The sequence below is a fragment of the Mucilaginibacter sp. GW821-FHT07H05 genome (genome assembly GCF_059418485.1).
Window position 1 is genome coordinate 841,400 of sequence record NZ_JBWKPY010000001.1, and the last position, 24,001, is coordinate 865,400.

Consider the following 24,001-nt stretch of genomic DNA (forward strand, 5'->3'; position numbering starts at 1 on the left):
GGTATAATATTTAAACATAGCACGGGAAATAAGCCTTAAGCAAAGGCTTCGCCACCATAACACAAACTTTCAAACACCTAATTAATCGGCGTTTGAAATGTTGTTTTTAACGCTGCCGAACGACTGGGTTTTAACGCTTGCCAAATCATCCTTATCGGCTTTTACCTGCGCGGTTTTTGTTTCAGATCTTTTATCCAGAGATAAAGCTAAAGCTGCAATGCCTGATGTTAGGATAATACCTAATATAATAACTAATTTTTTCATGATGTTTTTATTAATAATAATGATGTGTATAAAAACTATAATCTAATTGGTTGCGGATCTTAATGATCGCCGGTTGTAAAATCGGCTTGTGATAGGTTTCCTTTATCGCCGGTGTAAGACATTGCAGTTGAGGTTGAGTCGCCTGTAAAATCAGCTTGCGAAAGGTTTCCTTTATCGCCGGTTGCCAGCTTAAATGATTTTGGTGTTGATGTTGGAGCTACGTTTTCTTTGGTACATGATGAAAGCGCTACTGAGAATATGATGGCTGCTGCCAGGATTATTTTTTTCATTATATTTTATATTTTAATATTATTTTATTGGGGTTATTGAACTTTATAATTGGTATTTATTAATTACCACCGGTACCATCAGCTTGTGATAAGTTTCCTTTATCGCCAGTGTAAGAAAGCGTAGTTGAAGTTGAATCGCCTGTAAAATCAGCTTGCGACAGGTTGCCTTTATCGCCGGTTGCCAGCTTAAATGATTTTGGTGCTGATGTTGGGGCCACATTTTCTTTGGTGCAAGATGAAAGCGCTACTGAGAATATTACGGCTGCTGCCAGGATTAATTTTTTCATGATGTTTTATATATTTTAATATTATTTTATTGGGGTTGTTGAACTTTATAATTGGTATTTATTAATTACCGCCGGTACCATCAGCTTGTGATAAATTTCCTTTATCGCCTGTGAAATCGGCTTGCGACAGGTTTCCTTTATCGCCGGTTGCCAGCTTAGTTGCTTTTGGAGTTGATGCTGGGGCTACGTTTTCTTTAGTGCATGATGAAAGCGCTACTGAGAATATTACGGCTACTGCCAGGATTAATTTTTTCATGATGTTTTATATTTTAATATTATTTTATCTGGGTTAATTGAATTTATTGATGTGATTAGTAGGACGTTTTGGTTTTCGATGTTTTCTCTTTGTCGGTTGCAAGATCGGCCTGTGAAAGGTTTCCTTTATCACCGGCAAGCGTAGCAGATGATGCTGTGAAATCAGCTTGTGACAGGTTTCCTTTATCGCCGGTACGGGCAACTGAATCGGTTACAAAATCGGCTTGGGACAGGTTTCCTTTATCGCCGGTTGCCAGTTTAAATGATGTTAATGTTGGTGCTGCTGATGCTGGGGCTACGTTTTCTTTAGTGCATGATGACAGTGCTACTGTGAATATGATGGCTGCTGCAAGTATTAATTTTTTCATGATCTTTTATTTTAAGTTTTGTACAATTAATTGAAATTCGGATGATAGTTCTTAGTGTCCGCCATCGCCATCGGCTTGCGACAGGTTTCCTTTGTCGCTAATGGCAGGGGGAGTGGTGGCATCAGGATCACTTACAAAATCAGCTTGCGACAGGTTTCCTTTGTCGCCGGTTGCCAGTTTAATGGCCTTTGGAGTTGGGGCTACACTCTCTTTAGTGCATGATGAGCATACTGCGGTACTAAATACTACAGCTGCTGCAAGTATCAATTTTTTCATATTTTTTGGGGTGCTGGATACGCGTTTAATCAATAATTTATTGGTTAGGGGATGTTATTGATCGCCGCCATCGGCTTGCGATAGATTGGCCTTATTGCCATTTTGGTGCTTAGTAACAAAATCATTGCTGCTTAAATTAACAACGGCCTGTTTTATACTGTTACTGTGCGAAACTGTTTTTTGCTGGCGGATATCTTTAGTAAAAGCCGATAGCATAATGGTACCTAGTGCGATGATGCTAAAAGTTAGTTTTTTCATTGTATTGTGTGTTTTAAAATTTGAAAAATTAAACATAGAAAGTCATTCAAATAAACATTATAACTTACTGTTAATAAGTGTTTTATGGCACTTATTTAAACCAATGGTACAAATGTATAAATGTTTTTTTAATTAAAAAAAAATGTTAACAAAATTATTTTACATATCTTTTATTAGTTTAGTACGTATTAAGCAGAATTATTAATGTTAAATTCTATAATTTCAGGCACAAGTTTATTTCTTTATTACCACTGATGAAAATTAATTATTTAGGTTATTTCCTTTTATTCATCTTGTTTGCTCCGTTGTACGTGTTTGGTAGTCAAAATGTTACAGCTCAGGATACCAACGAAGTGATAAGGTTAAATAAAGAAGCTTACAAAGCCCGTCTGTCTGAAGCTACTAAGACAGTTGCGCTTGGTAATAAAGCTTTAGCCCTGGCCACAAAATTAAGATATAATAATGGTATGGGCGAAGCCTGCCGTGTAATTGGTATAGGCCTGGGGTATCAGTATGATCAGGTTGGCGCCATTGACAGTTATATGGAAGCCTTAATTCATTTTACTGATGCACATAACAAAAATGGTATAGCAAAGGTTTATAATAATATTGGAAATTTATATCGTGATAATGAATATGACAGGGCGCTAACTTACTTTAAGCAAGGCTTAAGCATTGCGGTTAGCCTTAAGGATACCACCCTGCTTGCCTCGCTGCACTTAAATATTGGTAATGTATATTTGCGTAAAAAACAATATCCTGACGCTTTGGCCGAGTTTGATATCAGCAGGAAGATGTTTGCCAACCTGCACGACGATGTAAACCTGATCAGCTGCCTTCAAAACACAGGTGTGGCTTATTATAGTTTAGGCCAGTACGATAAAGCCAAGGGCATGTTGCTGCAGGCCAACGCCGGGGCCAAAAAACTGGATATGAATGCTACGATATCCAGCATCGATCTTACACTGACAGATATTTATATAGCCGAAGGTAAATTTGCTGAGGCAGAAGCATATATCAACGAAGGTTCATCTTATTCGCAAAATAAAAAGATGGATTACGATTATAAATATACCCGTTACCAGTTAGAATATAAGCGTAAAAATTACGAAAAAGCATTAGCCTACCTTACCAATATTTATAAGCTGGACAGCGCCGACTATTCTGTTTACGTATCCAAAAAGATCGATCTTTTAAACGAGAACCATAAAAAGGAAACTAAAATACGCAATCAGCAATTTACTATTATTAAGCAAAATAATACGTTGTTCCTTTTATGGGGAACGGCTGTAGCTTCGGGTTTACTTATTATTTTAACTATTTTATTGGTGGTAAGTGTAAAGCGTAAAACGCAGACTAATAAGAAGCTATCCGAACTTAATGAAGAGGTATCTCGACAGAAGGATAACCTCGACCGTATTAATCATCACCTGGAGGAAATTATTGACGAGCGTACCAAGGACCTGCAGATCAAAAACAAAAAGCTATCCGAATATTCATCCTATCTGTCGCATCAGATACGCGGGCCTATCGCAACCCTTAAAGGCCTGATGAACCTGGAAAAGGAGGGTCTGGTTGATAAAAAGGAATGTATTAATATGATGAACAAGTGCGTATCGGAAATTGATGATAAAATTATCAATATGAGCGATATGCTGCACGACCCCGACCGTGCGGGCTTTTAATTAACTGTGACCAACACAGTTTAATAGGGCAGCGTTGAATGAAAACGTGCATCCAGTAACCCAAGGTACACGCAGTAGGTAGCTATCATTTGTAAAATAAGCATATTACGGTGCTTGTTATAACCCTGTGTTTCAAACGCCAGTTTTTCACTACCCGATGTTACAAAATACTGCACCTCGCCGTCGCGTGGTTTAAATTGTGATTTTACAAGGTTGGTTACTTTAACTTTTAACTTCGTGCAGGGGTCGTGTATGGTGTTATGCTGTGCAACACTATTCTGGCCAATTGATATGAAATAATTCGTTTTCATAGGCTATATAATTATGGATATATAGCCTTGTGTACGCAATTAGTCTACCAAAAGGTTCAGTTAGCGGTCAAAATAATCAGATACTAAGTAGCACTAAAAATTAATAGTTATAGGTTATTTAATTTACCAATAGGTTAAAAATGGGAAAGTTTAATTGTAGGTTTTATTAAACAGCCGTCACATTTTTGTAGCGTAATTCTTCATACAGGCCAATTACTTTGCGTTGCAGCTCTACAATTTCGCCTTCGCAGGTTTCCAGTTTTTTCCGGGCATCCAGTAAGTGGGTTGATTGGTATTCGTCCTGTATGTCTTCAAACGCCAGCAATTGTACCAGGTTCATTTCAAAAACATCAGCAATTTGTTGCAGTCTTGATAAATTGATATCGGTAATACCTGTTTCAATTTTTGAAAAGGCGGGGATAGAGATGCCTAATTTATTGGCGACATCTTCCTGGCTCCAGTTATGCTGGTGCCTTACGGCCCGTATGTTTTTACCTACCGATTTGTTTGATTGGGTTTTGAAGTTCTCGTTCATGGTAATCAATAATTTAATTAATTTGGTTACCAAATATAACCAAAAGCTATGCCATAAGTGTAAAAGCCTCCATATAGCATAAAAAATACAATATTAAATTATAGATTTAAAAGTGGGGAATAATATCCCCACTTAATGTGTAATTATGTGCAGTTTGTTAATTATTGCTCACAATTGCCGCTGATAATTTACATGCTGATTAAACGCATTAATTTACTATACGCAGCTTGGCAAATTTCAGCAGCAACTGCTTTTGGCCAATTTCTTTAAAAAATATGGTGGCTTTAATATCCGGTTTATTACCTTCTAACTGCAGCACTTTACCAAAGCCAAAGCGCTCATGTTCAACCTCCATGCCGGTTTGTAATTTGGATGTATCCGATGGTGCAAAGCCTGGGGTAGGCACGTGTGCTTTAGCCAGTATAGATGTTGTTTTTGGCGGCGCTGATGGGGTAGGTGCCTTAGGTTTTGAAAACGTGTCTGACTTGCGGCTCCAGGCGGCGCGCTCGTCATCAAAAAACGAACTGGCAGCTGGTTTGGCGGTAAAGTCTAATTCCAGATACTTGGCATCAATCTCATCCAAAAAACGGCTCGGCTCGCAACTGATCAGCGTGCCGAATTTAAACCTCGATGTAGCATAGCTAATGCTCAGTTTACTTTTAGCCCGCGTAACGGCCACGTAAAACAGCCTGCGCTCTTCTTCCAGATCGCTGCGCGAGTTAAGCGACATTTGCGATGGGAAAAGGTTCTCTTCCAAACCCACCACGTATACCTGCGGAAATTCTAACCCTTTGGATGAGTGGATGGTCATGAGTGATACGGTATCGGCATCGGGATTTTTATCGTTATCGTCGTTAGTTAGCAAAGCAATATCCTGCATAAACACATCCAGGCCCTTATCTTCGATATCCTCACGCTCCGAGAACTCCTTGATACCGTTCAGTAACTCCTGGATATTCTCGTAACGGTTAAGGCCCTCTATCGATTTATCCTCGTAGAGGTCCTTTAATAGGCCTGAGTGCTGCGCGATATGCAATGCAGCATCATACGCCGACATATTTTTGCCAATTACCTGGAAGCTTTGGATCAGTGTACCAAAAGCAGCAACCTGTCCCGAACTACGGCCATCCAGGTATTGGGCTGTATTGGTAATTACTTCCCAATTAGTTACCTGGTGTTTATCGGCGCTGATAATGATATTATCAACTGTAGTATCGCCAATGCCACGTTTTGGATAGTTAATTACCCGCTTCATGGCTACCTCATCGTTAGGATTAAAGGTGAGGCGGAAATACGCTATCAGGTCTTTTATCTCCTTACGCTGATAAAAGGAGAGGCCCCCATAAATTTTATAAGGTGTACCCATTTTACGCAAGGCTTCCTCCATCGCCCTTGATTGGGCGTTGGTACGGTATAAAATGGCAAAATCATTCCATTTAAGTCCTTTGGTGCTGCGTTCCTGCATAATGGCTTCGGCCACTATTTTGCCTTCCTCGTTATCGCTGAAGGCCCGCATGATCTTAATTTTATCGCCAACCTCGTTCTCACTGAAAACGTTCTTTTTTAGTTGCTCTTTATTGTTGGCAATGATACTGTTGGCAATATTTACAATGTTTTGGGTACTACGGTAATTTTGCTCCAGTTTAAACACCTTTACATCCGGGTAATCCTTTTCAAAGTTCAGGATGTTTTGAATATTGGCGCCACGGAAAGCATAGATACTTTGCGCATCATCGCCCACCACGCAAATGTTCTCGGTAACGGCAGCCAGTTTTTTAACAATGAGGTATTGCGAAAAGTTGGTATCCTGATACTCATCCACCATAATGTATTTAAACTTATGCTGGTATTTGTTCAGTACCTCAGGGTAGCGTTTTAATAGCTCGTTGGTTTTAAACAGCAAATCGTCAAAATCCATTGCGCCGGCTTTATAGCAGCGCTGGGCATAAGTTTCGTAGATCTTACCCAAAAACGGGCGCCCGCTCGAACTATCGTCAGCCTGGATCTGCTCGTTCTGGGCATATTCCATCCACGATATTAAATTGTTTTTAGCTGCCGAAATGCGGTTGTATACAAAGTTGGCGCTGTACAGCTTATCGTCCAGGTTCATCTCTTTCAAAATGGCCCGCAGTACGCTCTTGCTGTCGTCGGTATCGTAAATGGTAAAGTTATTGGGATAGCCCAGCTTATCGGCTTCTACACGCAGTATTTTGGCAAACACCGAGTGGAAGGTGCCCATCCAGATGTTTTTGGCCTCGGTGCCTACCACGTGGGTAATGCGCTCGCGCATTTCCTTGGCGGCCTTATTGGTAAATGTTAAAACCAGTATATTGAAAGAATCGACACCACTGCGTACCAGATGCGCCACGCGATAGGTAATTACCCGTGTTTTGCCCGATCCGGCACCGGCAATGATCATTACCGGGCCCTTTAATTGTAGTACAGCTCCTCTTTGTTCGGGGTTTAATCCCTGTAAGTAATCCAAATCTGTTTCCTCTTTTCTTGAAACAGCGAAATTAAATTTTTAAGCCGAAAGCTGAAAGTATAAAGGCGAAAGGTTTTACACAGTTTGCCGGATATTCACAACCTTAAAACTAAAAGAGACAGATAATCATCTGTCTCTACTTGTTTCCTCCATCAGCACAAAATACATGATCCAGGCAAAAGGGAATAGCCAGATCAGATCGTTCCAAACGTTCACCCACAAAAAACTAACCGGCAACTGGCCAATGTAAATATAATACACCGAACCAAACGGCCCCAGGAATTTACCAATGAAACCCACCAGTATCAGCGGCCAATAACGCTGCGGGTTGCGCGAGGCAAACCAGTAAGCAATGCCGTAAACACCTACCAGCATCCCAATGCATCTTAATATGATGAGCAGGAAGCTGGTAGGCGGGTTTCCAAACAATAATACTTGCGGATAAAGTGAAATAACAGCGCCCCAAAACAGGTTGTAAATTGCTGCAAGCAGCATGATAAACCTGGCCCATTTTAATTTAGCTGTTATATTCATTCAATGGCTATTTCGCGTTTTTTACATACTTATCAAGCCATGTATTTTGCTCCCATAGTTTGTGTAAAAGGTTTTCCTTACCACGATAGCCATGGGCCTCAAAAGGCAGATATACAAACCTTACCGTACCACCCAAACCTTTAATAGCTGCAAACAAACGCTCGCTGTTAATAGGGAAGGTACCGGGGTTATCGTCGGCCTCGCCATGGATGAGCAGGATAGGGGTTTTAATTTTATCGGCAAAGCTAAACGGACTCATATCGTAATATAGTTTCGGGTCATCCCAATAGGTACGCTCCTCGTTTTGGAAACCAAAAGGGGTAAGGGTACGGTTGTACGCGCCGCTTTCGGCCAGGCCAGCTTTAAATAATTTGGTGTGGGCCAGTAAGTTAGCCGTCATAAACGCGCCGTAGCTATGCCCGCCAACAGCCACACGGTTTTTATCGCCTACGCCCATTTCGGCTAATTTGTTGATGGCGGCCTCGGCATTTAATTCCAATTGCTCTACAAAGCTGTCGTTAGGTTTTTTGCCTGCTTTGGCTACAATAGGCATTTCGGCATTGTTTAAAATAGCATAGCCCTGTGTTACAAAAAATATGGGGCTGCCACCGCCAATTAATGTAAAGCGGTCTTTAGAACCGCGGATCTGTGCCGCGTCATCGGCCGAATTGTATTCGGCAGGGTAGGCCCATATCAACACTGGCAAGGGGCCGTCTTTTTCCTTATTATAACCTTTGGGCAGGTACAGGTCGCCGGTCAGGTCAATGCCATCGGCACGTTTATATTTGATCTTTTCCTTAGTAACCCCTTCCAGTTGCGGGTAAGGATTGGTAAAGTTAGTGATCTGGCGGTCGGCTATACGCAGCACCAGGTTTTTTATATAATAGTTAGGAACCTCGGTTTGCGATTCGCGACGGGTTAACAATACCAGTTTATCAGGATCAAGCACATCAACCACCATTTCGTAATGCCCTTCGGTGCAGCGCCAGATGATCTCGTTCTTTTTGGTGCCCAGGTCAAACTTAGCCAGGAAAGGCAGATCGCCGTTTTTTGAGGCGCCGGTAACATTGTTCATCAAAATTTTGGTGCCGTTATCGGTAGTATGGATCACATCGCGGCCATATTTGTTTTTAGTTAATACCGGTGTGCCGGGATTGTTATAAGCGTCGGTCTGGCTGCGCTCGTACAAAGTTTCCAGCTTGCCGGTGGTTGGGTTAAAGGTAGATACCCTGTTCACCTGTTTAGATCGCATCCCCTCGTTAACTAAAGCCAACGATGCGTTGCCCCAGGTAATACCACGGTAACGGTATTGTGTTTTAAACAATTCCTTAGGCTCGCCTTTAAATGGCGAATTAAGCTCATATACGGCATCATGAAAATCAACCTTCTTTTTGATCAGGCCGCTGTCCAGCGGTTGTGCCCAGGTAATGGTAGCCGGTTCATCATCGCGCCAGTCAAAACTACGCGGCACATTTTGGGTGTTATCGCTGCCCGATGGCCTGCCCTCGGTTGATGGCAATATGGCTAATGTTTTAACCACTTTACCGGTCAGGTCGGCAATGTATACGGTTGACGGAAAGCCGCCGCTGGTTACTAAATAAGAGTATGGTTTTTGAATAGTGCGTACCATCATAAACTGCTTATCGGGCGATAAGGTAGTCCCGATATAAATGGCCGGTTTGCCGATAGCTGTTTCCACACCATTTTTGTTATGCACCAATTGCGCTGTACCGTAAAACTCAAACAATTGCTCGTCATAGGGCGATTTGATCAAATCCTCGTAAGTAGCGCTTGGGGCGGCTTTACCTAAATTTTGCTGCACAGTTGGGCCTTTGGGTGTTAATGGCTGGGCCGGTGCCATGGCTACGGGCTTGCTGGCCACTTTATAAAGCATGGTGTTATTATCCGTCCAAACCACGCCATTGCCAAGCACTACGTTTAAGGCGCGCTTATTTACCTTCATGGCTTTTTGCGTAAGCACATTGATCACATACAGATCAACCGATTTACGGGTGGTTTGGGTGAAAGCAATTTTATGCTCGTCGGGGCTCCAGGTAACACCATTGGCATACAGCGGCGATGGCAAACCTGTTATAGTATAGCTTTTACCTGTTTTTATATTCTTCAGCGTGAAGTTATTAATGAAGCTTTGCCTGCTTAACGAAAAGTTATTCGGGTCGATACGTAAGCCGGCAATCCGCAATTCGGGCCGGGCCAGTTCCTCAACCGATGGGTAGGGGTTACGTTCGCTCAGCAGCATCCATTCGGCTTTCGAGTCGATACTTACGGCGGGCGTTGGCTTGGCCAGCAGCAGGTCGGCCATAACTTTTGGCGGCATTTGGTAACTAACGGCATCCTGGGCCTTTGTTGCGGCCGCGCTTAGCAGCAGTAACAGGTAAATCGCGATTTTTTTCATTTGATTTGAAATATTGGTTTTTGGGTTTTTTTGGAGGGTGGTGGTTTTTCTATCTCGTTCTCTTCAAACGATTCTAAATCATTCCAGCTTGTTTTTTTATAATAATGCAGCATGATCCACAAAATCCCTGCTACAGGTACAATAGCTATCCATACCACCATTTCCCATTTAACCACTAAATAGTGGCCCCAGCCCAACACACCTACCAGGGCCAGCGTAACCAGGTTGGATATAGCCCTGCCGCCCTGTTTGGCCAATACCGGTTTAGAGAAGGGTAATCCCCTCACGGTAAATAAGGCTATCAGGATACCATAAATTGTGCTGATTAAAAAAGCCAGGATAATATCGTTAATCACCTGAGGGCCCCATACAAACACCATTGCCGCACCTAAAATCAGCACAAACGGCAAAAAGTAAAGGGTAACAATAGCCTTGTACATGCCCGATAATATTTTACCCGGCTGGCCAATAGGCAAGGCGTAATAAACCCAGGCCGATTTATACTTTTCGGATTGTGTAATGTAGGTTAGCATGGACGACAATACGATAGTGCTCAGATAGATAAGCAAAACATAGGCCGATCCATCCTGGATCTTCGATATTTTTTGCCCCATGCTAAGGCCCTTGCCGCTCAGCGTAAAATACAGGAACATAATCGGCACAAAACCAAATGATGGGTAGGCCTTCATCTTAAATTCGCGGGTACGGGCGGCCAGTTTCCAGGTAATGCGGAAGCCGGCATTTTCAACAGGATCGGGGCTGATAAAGTTGGCAACCTTGTCCCTGAAGTCTTGTTTGTATACTTTTTTTACAGCCGCGCTGTTGGTGGTATCTGTGCCATCGGATGTGGCCAGTACCGCCAGCCTTTTGTTAAAGCCGGGCGCCAATACCTTAACTACCAGCCATAAACCAATTACCGGGGTTACCAGGCCTGCTAATGCCAGTAAAGCCGTAACAACCGTTATTTGCGACGGGTGGACCACAACGGCATTAAGCGCGGATATCCAAACCGGTGGTAAAATATAGGCCCACCAATGGTTAAGCAGTGTGATATTCCTCAACACCGCGAAATCTACCAGCCGTGGTAATAAATAGTAAACAGCAAATATCAGGGTAGAAAAAATGATCTGGAAGTAACTGATCAGATCCTTAAAACGCTGGGGGTTAACCGAGCGCATCATAGCCAGGTAAATCAGGTTGACAAACAAGATGCTTAAAAAAGTAGCTTCCAGTATCTCTACCAGAATAACAATGGGCGATATCACACTTTTATCAACAAACCCTACCATAATGATGCCCGGCAAGCCCTGGAATAAGGCCAGCCTTAATACGTAAATGGTAATGTGTAATATGCGCGACACGGCAATTGTCCTGTCGTCCACGGGCCTTGGCAGCAGGATAAACTGGTCGCGGGTGTCTATCAGTACCGTAGTAAAATCAGATACCAGCGTAAAGCACATCAGCACCATAAAAATGGTGAAGTAAAAAGTGTGCCCGGCCAGTGGCATATTGGTGAAAAACAATAGCAGGCCAATAAAAAAGCCCATTAATACGGTAAAAAAAGTAACCATCCACGGGTTGGTGACCGATGAGGTATTACTGCGTTTTTTGGCAAAAAGGGTACGCGGGCGGCGGTTATCCATCAGCAGTTTAACGCGCAAAATGGTGTGTAGCTGATCGGTATTTACCCCGGCTTTTTGCAGCAAAGGATCAAATGAGCCCACTAAGCGTAAAAATATCTTATCCATCGCCCTTAATCAAAAGAGTTAATAATAGCATCAGCTTCCGTGCCCGATCCCTCGCGGCCGGTTAGCTTGGCGAAGATCTGCTCCAGGGTGTCGGCATGGTTTTGCTTCAGCGATTCGAAAGTACCATCGGCAATAATTTCGCCTTTATTAATGAGCAGGATACGGTCTGATACCTTCTCTACCACATCCATCATGTGCGAGCAGTAGAAGATCGTTTTGCCTTCTTCCTTTAACCGTACGATCAATTCTTTGATCATAATCACCGCGTTGGCATCCAAACCCGAAAGTGGTTCGTCCAGCACAATGATCTTAGGGTTGTGGATAATGCCCGATATCAGCAGCACTTTTTGTTTCATACCCTTGCTAAAGGTATCCATGCGGTTATCCATATTTTCGCCCAGGCCAAAAGCCGTCAGCAGTTTTTTGGCGCGATCGTACAACACCTTTTCTTCCATGTTATATAGCTTGCCAATAAAATCAAGATATTCCATAGGGGTTAGTACATCGTATATCTCGGCGTTTTCGGGCACGTAGCCTATCATTTTTTTTATCTCCTGCGGATTTTGGGTCATGTTAATGCCGTCAACAATCACTTCGCCGTTAAAATCGGGGATCAGTCCGGTCAGTACTTTTACCGTGGTAGATTTGCCTGCGCCGTTAGGGCCTATATAGCCAATTACCTGGCCGGGAAATATATCAAGTGTAAGGTGTTTGATAGCCAGCTTTGAACCATACGATTTAGATAGGTTCCTGATCTGGATTAGGGGCTTATCATTCATAAGTGGGGTAGTTATTTGGAGGGTTAAGTTACAAAAAAATGCATGATGGCATTGATATGGGCCATATTTTACACCAATGATCATGTAACTTTTTAGATGCATAAAGTGTTAAATTATTACAAAAGCGGCATCAGAAAAGGGTGTAAAGCTTTTTGTCAGCGAAAAATCATAATTTTATGTATATACAATTAAACCTTAGGGCATCAGTTGCAGTCTGATTGTACATACACCTATTAAATAACTGAATCATATTATGAAAACTCCGTTAAAATACTTCTGCTTATTGGTATTGATGCTGTGCGGTATTGCCGTGCTATCATCATTCCTGGCTGTTCGTAAAGCCGGTAAGGCGCGTTTGGTATTCCCTTACAAACAATATGGATTAACAGAGCGACAGGCCGCGGCGCATTTATTAAGTCGCTTTAGTTACGGGCCAACGCCCGGTCAAATTGACGCGGTGGTAAAAATGGGGCTCGAAAAATGGTTCGAGCAACAATTGGATGGTAACCTTCCGGATGATTCGGTGAACACATTATTAAATCAATATGATGCTTTAAAACTAAGCAATACTGAAATAGCGGCTATATATCCACGTGGCGGCGCTGCCCTGCGTATGGCCGTAAGAGACGGCGTTATTAACAAAGATTCGGCAAGGGTTGACAGGAAAGAATACCGCGACGAACTGGCCGCTTATATGCAAAAGAAAGGTTTAAAACCGACGCAGGAATTATTCCGCCAGTTATATAACCAAAAGGTGCTGCGCGCAGCTTATAGCAATAACCAGTTACGTGAGGTACTGACCGATTTTTGGTTTAACCACTTTAATGTATCCACTACCAAAAACGATTGTGCCGAGTTTATCCCGGCATACGAGCGTGATGTGATCCGCCCGAATGTAACCGGTAAGTTTGGCGATCTGCTGCTGGCCACCGCCAAATCGCCGGCTATGCTGTATTACCTCGATAATTTTTCAAGCTCGGGCGCTAATGCCAACCAGAATACCCCACAGGCCCAGCGCCGTATTGATATGCTGCAAAAACAGGCCGCCGATAACCCGCAAATGGCCGAGGCCATGAAAAAATTGCAAAAGGCACGTAAGGCGCAGGGACTGAACGAAAACTATGCGCGCGAGGTAATGGAGCTGCACACCCTTGGTGTGGATGGCGGCTATACCCAGCAGGATGTTACACAAGCAGCCCGGGTGTTAACCGGCTGGACCGTTTACCCCATGGGAGAATATGGCGGCGGCGGGGCCGGCATGATGCAGCAATTAGTACGTATGGGTGGCGAAGAAAAAATGAAAGAACGTGGCTTTATTCACGACGGCGATTTCCTGTTTGCAGCCAGCAGGCACGATACCGGTAATAAGGTTGTATTAGGCCAGCACTTTGGTAACGAAGGTTACCAGGAAGGAGTGGATTTATTAAATATGCTGGCACACCATGCGTCAACAGCCAAATTTATTACTAAAAAACTGGCTGTGCGTTTTGTGAGCGATGCCCCGCCGCAAAGCTTGCTGGACAAAATGGCAAAAACATTTAAAGATAAAGACGGCGATATCCGCGAGGTAATGATAACCATGGCATCGGCGCCTGAGTTTTGGAATACTTCATCGGTACGCGAAAAAACAAAATCACCGTTCGAGTTGGTGATCAGTTCAATACGCAGCTTAAACGGACAAATCTATCAGCCTTTTCAGTTATATAGCTGGGCCAATAAAATGGGCCAAAAAATGTATGCCTACCAGGCGCCAACCGGTTTCCCGGATAAAGGCCAGTACTGGATCAATACCGGCGCCCTGCTTAACCGCATGAACTTTGGTTTGGCGCTGGCATCGCAAAGGATCCCGGGTGTAAGGATTGATCTGGCCGCGCTGAATAATCATCACGAGCCCGAAAGCCCCGAGGCCGCGCTGCGCACTTACAGTAAGCTGATTATGCCCGAGCGTAATACCGAAGCTACCATTAAGCAGTTAACCCCCATGCTGAATGATCCGACCTTATCGCAAAAGATAAATGACGCGGCCGAAAAAGCTGCTCCCAAGCAGGATATGAGTGCCGGCAGTCCGGATATGATGATGGCAGCCGATACACAACAAGGCAAGGCTGGCAAAAAGAACTTTGGTAAAAAGAACGGATACCAGGCCCAGCAAACTGCACAGGGCAATAACACCATGTTAGCGCAGGTGGTTGGTATTATTGTTGGTTCGCCCGAGTTTCAAAGAAGATAATCACCCTATTAAAATAAAATAAGATCATGGTATCAAGAAGAGGTTTTATCAAATCAGGAGGGCTGGCCTTGTTGGGCGTAGGCCTGATGGGGGGCATACCGGCCTTTTTAGCCGAAGCAGCCGCCAGCAATAAGCTAATTGGCAGAAAGAAAAAGATCATGGTGTGCATTTTCCAGCGCGGGGCCATGGATGGATTAATGGCTGTAACGCCATTTACTGACGAAAACCTGAAAGCCGCCAGGCCAACCTTGTTTTTATCGGCAGCCAAAGCCGGTCCGCAAAAATCATTAATTGATTTGGATGGCCGTTTTGGTTTACACCCGTCTATGAGTGCTTTTGAGCCTTTATTCAGGGAGAAACGTTTAGGCATAGTGCACGGTATCGGTTCGCCAAACAATACCCGCTCGCATTTTGACGCGCAGGACTATATGGAAGCCGGTACACCCTTTAATAAAGGTACTGCCAGCGGCTGGTTGAACAGGGCGGTAGGCCTGTTGGGCCACGATGCCGCTACACCATTCCGTGCGGTTAGCTTAACCTCGTCGCTGCCACGGTCGTTCTATGGCGATAACCCGTCGGTAGCCATCAGCAACCTGCAGGATTTTGCCATACAAATGCGCGGTAACCAGAGCGGGGCTAACATGGCCGCTAAAAGTTTTGAAGACCTTTACGGACAAGCCACATCAAGCCTGTTAAAAGAAACCGGCAAGGAAAGCTTTGATGCGGTTAAAATGCTGCAAAAAAATGATGTGAAGAATTATACGCCATCTCCAAAAGCTGTTTATCCAAACACTGCTTTAGGAAACTCGCTGAAACAAATAGCGCAATTGATTAAAATGGATGTAGGGCTGGAAGTGGCCTTTACCGAATCGGGTGGCTGGGATACCCACTTTAACCAGGGCAGCGATAACGGCATATTTGCCCGTAATGTAAACGACCTGAGTAATTGCATTGTTGCTTTTTGGAATGATATTGAAGCCTACCAGGATGATGTTACCTTAATGACCATGACCGAATTTGGCCGCACCGTTCACCAGAACGGAACCGGCGGTACCGACCACGGCCGCGCATCATGTAACTTCATTTTAGGTAATGATGTTAACGGCGGTATAGTGCATGGCGATATCAAACCACTATCGGTTAATAACCTGGAAGATGGCCGCGATTTAGCGGTGACTACCGACTTCCGCAGCGTGTTTAGTGAAGTAGCCGACAAGCATTTAAGGATCAACAATGATCGGGTTTTATTCCCCGATTGGGACGGCAAAAAAATAGGCGTAATGAGAACCTAAATCTACTTATAAAAGTAAGCAGCCCCCGGGATTCCCGGGGGCTGCTTTTGTTTTATAAAGTCATGCCGAACTTGTTTCGATACCCCATTTGCATAGTTACCTGTATGATGGATGCTGAAACAAGTTACCCACGTATTAATAATTTGTCATTCTGAACGTAGTGAAGAATCTAACGTAAGCAGAGCGGTAATGCATTGGTGGTAGATTCTTCGTTTCACTCAGACTGACAAATTGTTTTTTTAGGATAAGATATTAAACGTCCAAAGCAGGCGCATCGGTTAAGCTGAATATTCCTTTAGTAATAGCCGGTACCGGTTCAATATGCCCGATTTTGATATAAAACCAACAAAACGGTTTTCATGAACCACAGGCAGGTTCCAGGTAGCGGTTTCGTCAAACTTTTTAATTATGGTGGGTATATCATCGTTAATATCGATGAGTTTGGGCGGGGCCACCATAACATTTTTAACCTCAAGTGTTTCATATAATTCCCGGTTAAACATAACCGGCCTGATATCTTCCAGCCGGATAATCCCTTCCAGGTACATTTCGTTGTTAATTACAGCTATAAAATTTCGTTTGCCAACCCGCACTAAATCTATCAGCTCGTTAAACGACGCGTTGATGCCGATCACTTGTACATCTTTATCAATCAGATCGGTTGTTTCCAACCTGGATAATAAGTTGCGGTCGTGCTCGCGGGTAAATATTTCACCATCTTCAACCAGATTTTTCAGGTCTAATGATATGGGCGAAAACTTTTTAGCGATCAGGTATGCCATAACCGATACGATCATTAATGGGATAAACAGATCGTACCCCGAACTGGATTCGGCAATTAAAAATATAGCAGTTAACGGGGCATACATTACGCCCGCCATTACGCCGCCCATTCCAACCAATACCATATTGGTTGTGGGCACATGCGGGATACCTAATTGTGTGCAAACCACGGCTATAAAATAGCCTAAAGCACCACCCGCAAATAACGAAGGGGCAAAGTTACCTCCCGTACCGCCGCTGCAAAGGGTTATAGATGTGGCAAATACTTTCAGCAGGCAAATCAGGCCAAGAAATAACAGGATGAACCAGGAATGATAGTCAAAGTATTTAAGAAAACTGATCTGGATAATATCTTTAATATGCCCGTTTGCCAGATCTTTAATGGTTTGATAACCTTCGCCAAAAAGCGGTGGGAACAATACGCAAAGCAGGGAAAGCATTATACCGCCGATTATCGCCTTTTGAAAACGCGTAACCCTTAAAATCTTAAAGCGATGCTCTATCCAGTGCGATATCAATACATAATAACGGGCGTACAAGCCGGCTGCAATACCAAGCAGAATATAGTAAGGGATGTTTTTATAATTAAACGCGTGGCGCGATTGGAATTGAAACAGCACCTCCTCGTTTAAAACGATGCGCGAAACCAGGCTGCCGCATACGGCTGCCACCACCAAAGGAATAAAATCGGTGAAAACTACACCGGTCAGCAAAATTTCAAAGGCAAACATCATACCTGCTATAGGGGCGTTAAATGCCGAAGCGATACCTGCCGTGGCACCTGCTGCTAATAACAGGGTTCGGTCTTTATAATCTAACTGATAAGTTTTAGCAAAGTTAGCGCCAATAGCTGATCCGGTTACCGCGATTGGGCTTTCTAAACCGGCTGAACCACCGAAACCGACTGTTATTGCGCTTTGCACAATTTGTGAATACATTTTCACCGGCGCCACCATACTGGAGTTTTGGGCGATATCATACAGTATACCCGGAATGCCTTTGCGGTCGTTCCCCTTTTTAAATAATAGTATGGCCAGCACTGTAGCTAAAGTTATACCTAAAAGCGGGAATACGATATAAAAGATCACCTGCTGCTCGAACCTGAATTTGGCTGTGATAAGATAATGAATATAATGCACCAGCAGTTTTAGGATCACCCCGGCAAAGCCCGACGTAATGCCCACTAATATACCCGATAAGATGAGGAATTGTGTGCGGTTAAGATAGTTACGCAGCCAAAACAGCACAATTTGGTAGCTGTTTACTTTGCGTATACTATTAGTTTTAAAATCCCTTTTGAATTTAAAGAAATTATGGAACCGCTTTATTTTTCTATAGTCTCTCAATACCGCTTGCAGTTTTCGCTAAAATTAAAAAAAATAACGAGATAGAATGTAATAGTTAAAGTTTTGCGATCCCGTTAAGCGACGGTTTAGAACATCAGCTCGAAATTTCTATCTAACTGGCAGGGTATAACAATACGGGCCGATACCGGTTCGTTATTTAAGGTTGCGGGTATAAATGTTTTATCTTCTTCGCTCAGCAGGTCTATGTTTACGCTTAAATCGTTATTGTAATTGTAGTTTCGCACATGTATGGTATAAGCAGCCAGGTGCCCGCCCGGGCTTATCAGTAATTCAATAGTTATGTTTGCACGGTCTAAATCTTCATAATCCGCATCGGCCGGTTTTTTAAATACCTTCATATAATTGATATAACCAAAAAAACGGCCGCCAATTTTAACCGGCTTGGTAAGCACATCGGTACTGATTACTTTTTTATCAAAAAGATATTTAAACCGCGATCCGCTATCGTCAGGGGCTTCATAGGTAAGTAGGTTTTGGTCGTAGTTATAATTCTGGAGAAGATTGCCGGCGTAATCAAAAAAATGCCATACACCTACTCTTTTATTATGAGCGTAAAGGCCACTGGCCAAAGCTATTTTTTTATCGTGCCGTGCCTGGTATAAGCCATGTTTAATGTTAGGGTCGCTTTGCAATACATGATAAACTTCGGTGATCTTTTTTATTAATTTTTGCGACCGCTCTATGGTTTCCTGTGCAAAAGATCCCGTACATAGCAACAAAAGGCAGATGGTGATAAAATTAAGTTTCACAGGATATACAGATTTTAGGCAATATAGCAGGTTGGACTCAAATTTTTAAGGTCGGTTTAATAATCCTGCTAAAATAAAATGTTATGTTGCATGGATGAAATACCCGTTTTGTTGTTTAAACTTGTAGACTATTAATACTGTTGATCATGCCTCCCTTAACTGACCGCCCTCAACTTTATAAACCTGTTCAATTTTCACGGACGGTGATTACCGAGTTGATGATCCCATCGTACGCTAACTTCGGCGGTAAAATACATGGCGGTATATTACTATCATTAATGGATAAGGTAGCTTATGTGTGCGCGGCAAAGCATGCCGGCAACTACTGTGTAACCGCGTCTATTGATACCGTTAACTTTTTGGCCCCGGTAGAAGTAGGGGAATTGGTTTCTTTAATGGCATCCATTAACTATGTAGGCAAAACATCGCTGGTAGTGGGTATCAGGGTAATATCCGAAAACGTAAAGACCAATGTGGTTAAACACACTAATACCAGTTATTTTACCATGGTTGCTAAAAATGAGCACAACGAACCTGTAGAGGTGCCGGGCTTAATTTTGGAAAACCAGGAACAGGTGCGCAGGTTTGAAGAAGCGCGGCGCCGCAAACTGGAAAAACAAAATTATGCCGCCAATACCCTGAAAGTTAAGGCCGATTTGGATTTGGATCAATGTAAACAGAACCTTACAGACGAACGTTGCGTAATAGACTTTGAGAAACATCAGTAAAAACTATCATTAATGAGAATTTGGTTAGGGACAATTTTACTGATGTTATTTTGTGAGGCAACTTATCCGGCCGCAAAAACAGATAGCATTCCGGATAAAGCCACTATTCATAAAATAGACGCGCTTATTAAACAAGCCCGCCTGCTTACGCTAAAAAACCCGGATTCGGCACGTGATATAGCCGAACAAACATTAGTCCTATCAAAAAAGATCAATTATAAACGCGGTATTGGCCAAAGCTTTAATGCCATTGGCGTTACTTATTGGGTGCAGTCGTGCCTGTCGGTCAGCCAGTTTTATCTGGTGCTGGCCGTGCCGTATTTAAAAGGCGACAGTAGCGCACTGAGCGATTGCTATAGAAATATAGCACGCAATTATGTTGATTTAAAAGATTATAAACTGGGTTTGCATTACTTTAAATCAAGTATAAAATTAGCCGGCAAAAATATTCCGCGTAAGGCCGAGATATTTACCGAATTAACCTCGTTGTTTAATGCTACCAACGATTACGAAAACGGGCTGATGCACATTAAATTTGCGTTTAAATATAGCCGGATGGCCAATAACCCTGGTTTAATAGGTATATTGTATAACCGGCTGGGCCAAATATATATCAGTACAAACAAGTTAGACTTAGCCGAACGCGCATTAGACACCTGTTACCAGGTAAGCCTGAAAATTAAGAACAAGCGACTGCGTACCGTATTGTTAATAGACCGATCAAGATTAGCTATATTAAAAAAAGACCTGGTAAAAGCAGCCGCTTATGCAAACGATGGTTATTTACTGGCCGATACCATTGGTTCATCCGAATTAAAGTTGCGGGCATTAAACGTATTAACCGATATTTATCAAAGGCAGGGCAATTTAAAACAAGCTTTGGTATCACAGTCTAAAGCCATCAAACTTCACGAAAGCATCAGTGATTTTCATGATTCAAAAACGCTGCAACTGATACAGGACTATGCCGATCTGAATACTAAGCTTAACCGTATTGAACAGATCAACAATAATAACAGCGCTAACGAAGTGCTGATAAAAACCCAAAACCGGACTATTATTTTACTGGTAGTTTCGTTAATTACGGCTGTTACGTTTTTAATTGTGATATACGTTTATTACAAGGAAAAAAACAAGATGAATAATAAGCTGCAGGCACAGCACCAGGTATTACTTGATCAGAAAAAACTAATAGAGATACAGCGCACCAACCTGGAAGAAGTGAACAAGCTAAAGGATAAATTGCTGGCTATTATAGGGCACGATCTGCGTACACCGATAGCCAGCCTGATTAGCATTGCCGACCTGTTTGCTGTAGATTATATTACCCCCGAGGAAGTAACCAAACTGATGCATGATTTAACGCCGGTTATTAAAGGGGCCGAATTAACCTTAACCAACCTGACGGATTTTGCTGATAGCCAGATGCACGGTCAAAACGTAAGGGCATCAAATGTTGATGTGTGTTTAATTGCCGATGAGATGAAGGAAACATTTGCACACCAGCTGCAACAGAAAAATATCTCGTTAATTAATAATTGCTTATCGCAGGCAGATGTTTGGGCCGATGCCAATCACATAAAAGTAATTATGCGTAACCTGATCAGCAATGCCATTAAATTTACAAATAATGATGGCCGGATTACCCTGACATCAGTTATTAAAGATAGCCAAATGCAGGTTTGCGTTGAAGACAACGGCGTAGGGATGACACCCGAACAAACCGAGCGGTTGTTTGATCATAAGCTTCACTTTTCGCAAACCGGAACCTCGGGCGAGAAGGGTACAGGCCTGGGCCTGCTGCTTTGTAAAGAATTAATTGAGCTGAATAAAGGCACTTTATGGGTTGATACCGCGGCCGGCGAGGGCTGCAAATTCTTCTTTACACTTCCTCTATTTGTCCCGGGCCACTAAACAAATCTGTTTAGTTGACATTTTATTTTTCAGAAAAGTGTACACCCAAAGCTAATAATAGGTACCTTGTACTAATTTACAATCCCCCAACATTGATTACAAACCCTAATTCAACGTATTAATGACATTTTTAGATGTAGTGCTGAAGGAGCCTTCTTATGGATGGAAGGATAATACCGGTAATTTAGTTAAACCCACCCCGAAACAAATTATTTCCGAATTTTTCTCAAGGCTTAATGTTTTTCGTGATAAAAAAAACTGGCTGTCTTTTATGAGCTGGACCATGGTGCTGATACTCGCGCCATGCCTGTTCCTGTTCATATTCAATTTTTTTAGTATCAAATTGTTTATAGCGGCTTTTGTATATAGCATGGTTATATTAGGTACGCATGGTACCATTTGGCACCACCGTTATTGCACGCACCGGGCATATAAATTCCGTAATAACTTCTGGCGGTTTTTTACACAAAACTTAACTATTAAGATCATCCCCGAAGAAATTTATGTGATATCGCACCATGTGCACCATGCCAAGTCAGATCAGGCGGGCGATCCTTATAACGCTTCGGCAGGCTTTCTTTATTGCTTCCTGGCCGATGTAAACCACCAGCCTATAGCGCGCAATATGGACGCTAAAGATTATGGCCGTTGTGTAAAACTAATGAAGCATACCGGTGTAAACGTAAACACCTATGCGCAATACCAGAAATATGGTACCCTGGCTAACCCATTGCGTACGTTAATGTCGGTATTGTTAAGCTGGTCTTTCTGGTATTTAGCGTTCTATTTAATTGGCGGCCATGCTTTGGCCTGTACTTTGTTTGGCGCCGCCGGCGTTTGGGCTGTTGGCGTGCGTACCTTTAATTACGAAGGCCATGGCAAAGGCGACGACAAAAGGCGCGAAGGGGTTGATTATAACCGCGACGATATGTCGGTAAACCAAATTTGGCCGGGCATTGTAGCCGGCGAATGGCACAATAATCACCACTTGTATCCTAAAAGCGCGCGTTCCGGCTTTAAACCGCACCAGGTTGACCTGGCCTGGTATTACATTAAAACCATGAATTTTTTAGGCGCCGTAAGCGAGTATCACGATTGTAAAAAACGTTTCTACGCCGAACATTTCCGGGTTGCCGTTGCGCCTGTTGCTGCTGTTGTGCCGGTATTGGTTAAAGAACCGGTAACAGCTTAAGATATTTTAATATAAAACAGGAAAAGGCGCTCTATCGGGCGCCTTTTCCTGTTTTATATTAAGTCATGCCGAACTTGTTTCGGCACCCCATGCGGTAGGTAGTAAACTGTAAAACCGCCTTGCAAATGAAGTGCTGAAACAAGTTCAGCATGACTATAATTATTAAATTCCCTCAAAAAACTCTTCCAGCGCACCAAAATAGGCTTCATCCCAGCCGCTGCTGATATCGGCAAAAGCTTCATCGGGGATATTGGTATGCCTTAGCTCGGCAGATGTGCCATGTTTATCGGGATGCAGTTTAATGGTAACGATGGATGGCTCGTCCTGCCCGTCAAAATACCATTGCTGTACTAACCTGGTATCGGGTATAAATTCTATATTCTTACCGGATATGCTGCCATCCCACATGGAAAATTCAGTCCCCGGTTCGGTCGACATTACGGCCGGCTCGCCTGTCCATAACTCAATCGTAAAAGGATTGGTCAGCGCGGTATAGATCTCCTCGGGCGTTGCAGGTAGCAGGTAGTATTTTTTGTAATCTTTCACAGCGGTAAAGTAACGGAAAAAAATCCACCTCCTCTAAATCTCTCCCGAAAGGAGGACCTGGAGGAGGTGCAGATTTAAAATCCTCTCCTTCGGAGGGAGGATTATAGGTGGTTATTTAGCTACCGGCCCAATGGGTAATACCGTGCGGCCATAAACTTCATTTAATACGTTGGCAATACCGGTATAAATAGCCGATGCACCGCAAATGATACCTTCGTAACCTGCAATATGCTCCAGTTCTTCGCTGCCGGTAATTTTAACGATGGTTAATAAGGCAAACAACAGCGTTAACGATGCAAATACAAATTGCAGCGCGCGGTTAAGTTTTAGGGTGCCAAAGAAAAGCAGGAAGGTAAACACTCCCCAAACACCTAAATAAGCGGCCATGGCATTTGCCGGCGTTGCAGCAACCCAACCCAGTTTAGGCATCACAATAAGGCCAACTAACGATAGCCAAAAGAAACCGTAAGAGGTAAAAGCGGTAAGCCCGAATGTGTTATTTTTTTTAGCCTCGATAACGCCGGCAATTACCTGGGCCAGGCCACCATAAAAAATGCCCATGCCTAATATCATGGAATTCATTTCGAACATGCCTGCATTATGCAGGTTGAGTAAAACGGTGGTCATGCCGAAAGCGCACAGTCCTAATGGTGCCGGATTTGCAATGCCGTCCGATACGGGTACAGGTGTTGTAGGGATCATAATTTAT

General features: G+C 43.1%; 24 protein-coding genes. 6 read left to right on the top strand and 18 right to left on the bottom strand.

Annotation, left to right across the window (positions count from 1 at the left end):
- Nucleotides 1-81 precede the first annotated feature (81 nt).
- From AC07M6_RS03575 to AC07M6_RS03605, 7 genes are all read right to left on the bottom strand, one after another.
- The gene (locus AC07M6_RS03575; protein ID WP_494887542.1) at nt 82-264 is read right to left on the bottom strand and encodes a hypothetical protein; all 183 of its coding nucleotides are present in this window, start codon (nt 262-264) and stop codon (nt 82-84) included.
- Nucleotides 265-323: 59 nt separating this feature from the next.
- Nucleotides 324-554 (bottom strand): hypothetical protein, encoded by a 231-nt coding sequence (locus AC07M6_RS03580; RefSeq protein ID WP_494887543.1) that lies wholly within the window; start codon nt 552-554, stop codon nt 324-326.
- A 59-nt stretch (nt 555-613) separates the two neighbouring features.
- Nucleotides 614-841, bottom strand: coding sequence for a hypothetical protein (locus tag AC07M6_RS03585; protein WP_494887544.1), 228 nt, complete (start codon nt 839-841; stop codon nt 614-616).
- 61 nt (nt 842-902) lie between these two features.
- The gene (locus AC07M6_RS03590) at nt 903-1,097 is read right to left on the bottom strand and encodes a hypothetical protein (protein ID WP_494887545.1); all 195 of its coding nucleotides are present in this window, start codon (nt 1,095-1,097) and stop codon (nt 903-905) included.
- 55 nt (nt 1,098-1,152) lie between these two features.
- Entirely contained in the window at nt 1,153-1,464 is a 312-nt protein-coding gene (locus tag AC07M6_RS03595; protein ID WP_494887546.1) for a hypothetical protein, read from the bottom strand.
- Between the two features lie 51 nt (nt 1,465-1,515).
- Nucleotides 1,516-1,740, bottom strand: coding sequence for a hypothetical protein (locus AC07M6_RS03600; protein WP_494887547.1), 225 nt, complete (start codon nt 1,738-1,740; stop codon nt 1,516-1,518).
- Between the two features lie 54 nt (nt 1,741-1,794).
- Nucleotides 1,795-1,998, bottom strand: a complete 204-nt coding sequence (locus AC07M6_RS03605; protein WP_494887548.1) for a hypothetical protein — start codon at nt 1,996-1,998, stop codon at nt 1,795-1,797.
- 254 nt (nt 1,999-2,252) lie between these two features.
- Between AC07M6_RS03605 and AC07M6_RS03610 the strand changes: the two genes are divergently transcribed.
- The gene (locus AC07M6_RS03610) at nt 2,253-3,683 is read left to right on the top strand and encodes a tetratricopeptide repeat protein (RefSeq protein WP_494887549.1); all 1,431 of its coding nucleotides are present in this window, start codon (nt 2,253-2,255) and stop codon (nt 3,681-3,683) included.
- A gap of 20 nt (nt 3,684-3,703) precedes the next feature.
- On the opposite strand, the gene AC07M6_RS03615 is transcribed toward AC07M6_RS03610, so the two are convergent.
- The 7 genes from AC07M6_RS03615 to AC07M6_RS03645 all read right to left on the bottom strand — a co-directional run bounded on the left by AC07M6_RS03615 (nt 3,704) and on the right by AC07M6_RS03645 (nt 12,491).
- A complete protein-coding gene (locus AC07M6_RS03615) occupies nt 3,704-3,994 on the bottom strand; it encodes a hypothetical protein (protein WP_494887550.1) in 291 nt (96 codons plus the stop codon).
- 166 nt (nt 3,995-4,160) lie between these two features.
- Nucleotides 4,161-4,529: a helix-turn-helix domain-containing protein gene (locus AC07M6_RS03620; RefSeq protein WP_494887551.1), complete on the bottom strand. Its 369-nt coding sequence runs from the start codon at nt 4,527-4,529 to the stop codon at nt 4,161-4,163.
- 208 nt (nt 4,530-4,737) lie between these two features.
- Nucleotides 4,738-7,014 carry an ATP-dependent helicase gene (locus tag AC07M6_RS03625; RefSeq protein ID WP_494887552.1) on the bottom strand — a complete coding sequence of 759 codons (2,277 nt, stop codon included), beginning with the start codon at nt 7,012-7,014 and terminating at the stop codon, nt 4,738-4,740.
- Between the two features lie 126 nt (nt 7,015-7,140).
- Nucleotides 7,141-7,548: a hypothetical protein gene (locus AC07M6_RS03630; RefSeq protein ID WP_494887553.1), complete on the bottom strand. Its 408-nt coding sequence runs from the start codon at nt 7,546-7,548 to the stop codon at nt 7,141-7,143.
- A 7-nt stretch (nt 7,549-7,555) separates the two neighbouring features.
- A complete protein-coding gene (locus tag AC07M6_RS03635) occupies nt 7,556-9,964 on the bottom strand; it encodes an alpha/beta hydrolase family protein (protein ID WP_494887554.1) in 2,409 nt (802 codons plus the stop codon).
- Nucleotides 9,961-11,712, bottom strand: a complete 1,752-nt coding sequence (locus AC07M6_RS03640; RefSeq protein WP_494887555.1) for a hypothetical protein — start codon at nt 11,710-11,712, stop codon at nt 9,961-9,963. The genes AC07M6_RS03635 and AC07M6_RS03640 overlap by 4 nt, the downstream gene beginning before the upstream one ends.
- Before the next feature lie 5 nt (nt 11,713-11,717).
- Entirely contained in the window at nt 11,718-12,491 is a 774-nt protein-coding gene (locus AC07M6_RS03645) for an ABC transporter ATP-binding protein (RefSeq protein WP_494887556.1), read from the bottom strand.
- Nucleotides 12,492-12,744: 253 nt separating this feature from the next.
- On the opposite strand from AC07M6_RS03645, the gene AC07M6_RS03650 reads away from it, so the two are divergent.
- Complete coding sequence (locus AC07M6_RS03650) at nt 12,745-14,721, top strand: DUF1800 domain-containing protein (RefSeq protein ID WP_494887557.1); 1,977 nt, start codon at nt 12,745-12,747, stop codon at nt 14,719-14,721.
- A gap of 26 nt (nt 14,722-14,747) precedes the next feature.
- The gene (locus tag AC07M6_RS03655; RefSeq protein WP_494887558.1) at nt 14,748-16,013 is read left to right on the top strand and encodes a DUF1501 domain-containing protein; all 1,266 of its coding nucleotides are present in this window, start codon (nt 14,748-14,750) and stop codon (nt 16,011-16,013) included.
- A 278-nt stretch (nt 16,014-16,291) separates the two neighbouring features.
- On the opposite strand, the gene AC07M6_RS03660 is transcribed toward AC07M6_RS03655, so the two are convergent.
- Together AC07M6_RS03660 and AC07M6_RS03665 are read right to left on the bottom strand one after the other, a co-directional pair.
- Nucleotides 16,292-18,142 carry a chloride channel protein gene (locus tag AC07M6_RS03660; protein ID WP_494887559.1) on the bottom strand — a complete coding sequence of 617 codons (1,851 nt, stop codon included), beginning with the start codon at nt 18,140-18,142 and terminating at the stop codon, nt 16,292-16,294.
- Between the two features lie 86 nt (nt 18,143-18,228).
- The gene (locus tag AC07M6_RS03665) at nt 18,229-18,912 is read right to left on the bottom strand and encodes a hypothetical protein (RefSeq protein WP_494887560.1); all 684 of its coding nucleotides are present in this window, start codon (nt 18,910-18,912) and stop codon (nt 18,229-18,231) included.
- 146 nt (nt 18,913-19,058) lie between these two features.
- Between AC07M6_RS03665 and AC07M6_RS03670 the strand changes: the two genes are divergently transcribed.
- The 3 genes from AC07M6_RS03670 to AC07M6_RS03680 all read left to right on the top strand — a co-directional run bounded on the left by AC07M6_RS03670 (nt 19,059) and on the right by AC07M6_RS03680 (nt 22,746).
- Nucleotides 19,059-19,640 carry an acyl-CoA thioesterase gene (locus AC07M6_RS03670; RefSeq protein WP_494887561.1) on the top strand — a complete coding sequence of 194 codons (582 nt, stop codon included), beginning with the start codon at nt 19,059-19,061 and terminating at the stop codon, nt 19,638-19,640.
- A 12-nt stretch (nt 19,641-19,652) separates the two neighbouring features.
- A complete protein-coding gene (locus AC07M6_RS03675; RefSeq protein ID WP_494887562.1) occupies nt 19,653-21,554 on the top strand; it encodes a tetratricopeptide repeat-containing sensor histidine kinase in 1,902 nt (633 codons plus the stop codon).
- A 121-nt stretch (nt 21,555-21,675) separates the two neighbouring features.
- Entirely contained in the window at nt 21,676-22,746 is a 1,071-nt protein-coding gene (locus tag AC07M6_RS03680) for a fatty acid desaturase (protein ID WP_494887563.1), read from the top strand.
- A gap of 162 nt (nt 22,747-22,908) precedes the next feature.
- On the opposite strand, the gene AC07M6_RS03685 is transcribed toward AC07M6_RS03680, so the two are convergent.
- Nucleotides 22,909-23,292 (bottom strand): SRPBCC domain-containing protein, encoded by a 384-nt coding sequence (locus tag AC07M6_RS03685; RefSeq protein WP_494887564.1) that lies wholly within the window; start codon nt 23,290-23,292, stop codon nt 22,909-22,911.
- A 111-nt stretch (nt 23,293-23,403) separates the two neighbouring features.
- Nucleotides 23,404-23,994, bottom strand: a complete 591-nt coding sequence (locus AC07M6_RS03690; RefSeq protein WP_494887565.1) for an acetate uptake transporter — start codon at nt 23,992-23,994, stop codon at nt 23,404-23,406.
- Nucleotides 23,995-24,001 lie beyond the last annotated feature (7 nt).

What these genes read in the sequence shown, in the direction of transcription:
- AC07M6_RS03575 (WP_494887542.1), bottom strand. Translation starts at nt 264, where the DNA reads ATGAAAAAATTAGTTATTATATTAGGTATTATCCTAACATCAGGCATT.
- AC07M6_RS03580 (WP_494887543.1), bottom strand. Translation starts at nt 554, where the DNA reads ATGAAAAAAATAATCCTGGCAGCAGCCATCATATTCTCAGTAGCGCTT.
- AC07M6_RS03585 (WP_494887544.1), bottom strand. Translation starts at nt 841, where the DNA reads ATGAAAAAATTAATCCTGGCAGCAGCCGTAATATTCTCAGTAGCGCTT.
- AC07M6_RS03590 (WP_494887545.1), bottom strand. Translation starts at nt 1,097, where the DNA reads ATGAAAAAATTAATCCTGGCAGTAGCCGTAATATTCTCAGTAGCGCTT.
- AC07M6_RS03595 (WP_494887546.1), bottom strand. Translation starts at nt 1,464, where the DNA reads ATGAAAAAATTAATACTTGCAGCAGCCATCATATTCACAGTAGCACTG.
- AC07M6_RS03600 (WP_494887547.1), bottom strand. Translation starts at nt 1,740, where the DNA reads ATGAAAAAATTGATACTTGCAGCAGCTGTAGTATTTAGTACCGCAGTA.
- AC07M6_RS03605 (WP_494887548.1), bottom strand. Translation starts at nt 1,998, where the DNA reads ATGAAAAAACTAACTTTTAGCATCATCGCACTAGGTACCATTATGCTA.
- AC07M6_RS03610 (WP_494887549.1), top strand. Translation starts at nt 2,253, where the DNA reads ATGAAAATTAATTATTTAGGTTATTTCCTTTTATTCATCTTGTTTGCT.
- AC07M6_RS03615 (WP_494887550.1), bottom strand. Translation starts at nt 3,994, where the DNA reads ATGAAAACGAATTATTTCATATCAATTGGCCAGAATAGTGTTGCACAG.
- AC07M6_RS03620 (WP_494887551.1), bottom strand. Translation starts at nt 4,529, where the DNA reads ATGAACGAGAACTTCAAAACCCAATCAAACAAATCGGTAGGTAAAAAC.
- AC07M6_RS03630 (WP_494887553.1), bottom strand. Translation starts at nt 7,548, where the DNA reads ATGAATATAACAGCTAAATTAAAATGGGCCAGGTTTATCATGCTGCTT.
- AC07M6_RS03635 (WP_494887554.1), bottom strand. Translation starts at nt 9,964, where the DNA reads ATGAAAAAAATCGCGATTTACCTGTTACTGCTGCTAAGCGCGGCCGCA.
- AC07M6_RS03640 (WP_494887555.1), bottom strand. Translation starts at nt 11,712, where the DNA reads ATGGATAAGATATTTTTACGCTTAGTGGGCTCATTTGATCCTTTGCTG.
- AC07M6_RS03645 (WP_494887556.1), bottom strand. Translation starts at nt 12,491, where the DNA reads ATGAATGATAAGCCCCTAATCCAGATCAGGAACCTATCTAAATCGTAT.
- AC07M6_RS03650 (WP_494887557.1), top strand. Translation starts at nt 12,745, where the DNA reads ATGAAAACTCCGTTAAAATACTTCTGCTTATTGGTATTGATGCTGTGC.
- AC07M6_RS03655 (WP_494887558.1), top strand. Translation starts at nt 14,748, where the DNA reads ATGGTATCAAGAAGAGGTTTTATCAAATCAGGAGGGCTGGCCTTGTTG.
- AC07M6_RS03670 (WP_494887561.1), top strand. Translation starts at nt 19,059, where the DNA reads ATGCCTCCCTTAACTGACCGCCCTCAACTTTATAAACCTGTTCAATTT.
- AC07M6_RS03675 (WP_494887562.1), top strand. Translation starts at nt 19,653, where the DNA reads ATGAGAATTTGGTTAGGGACAATTTTACTGATGTTATTTTGTGAGGCA.
- AC07M6_RS03680 (WP_494887563.1), top strand. Translation starts at nt 21,676, where the DNA reads ATGACATTTTTAGATGTAGTGCTGAAGGAGCCTTCTTATGGATGGAAG.
- AC07M6_RS03690 (WP_494887565.1), bottom strand. Translation starts at nt 23,994, where the DNA reads ATGATCCCTACAACACCTGTACCCGTATCGGACGGCATTGCAAATCCG.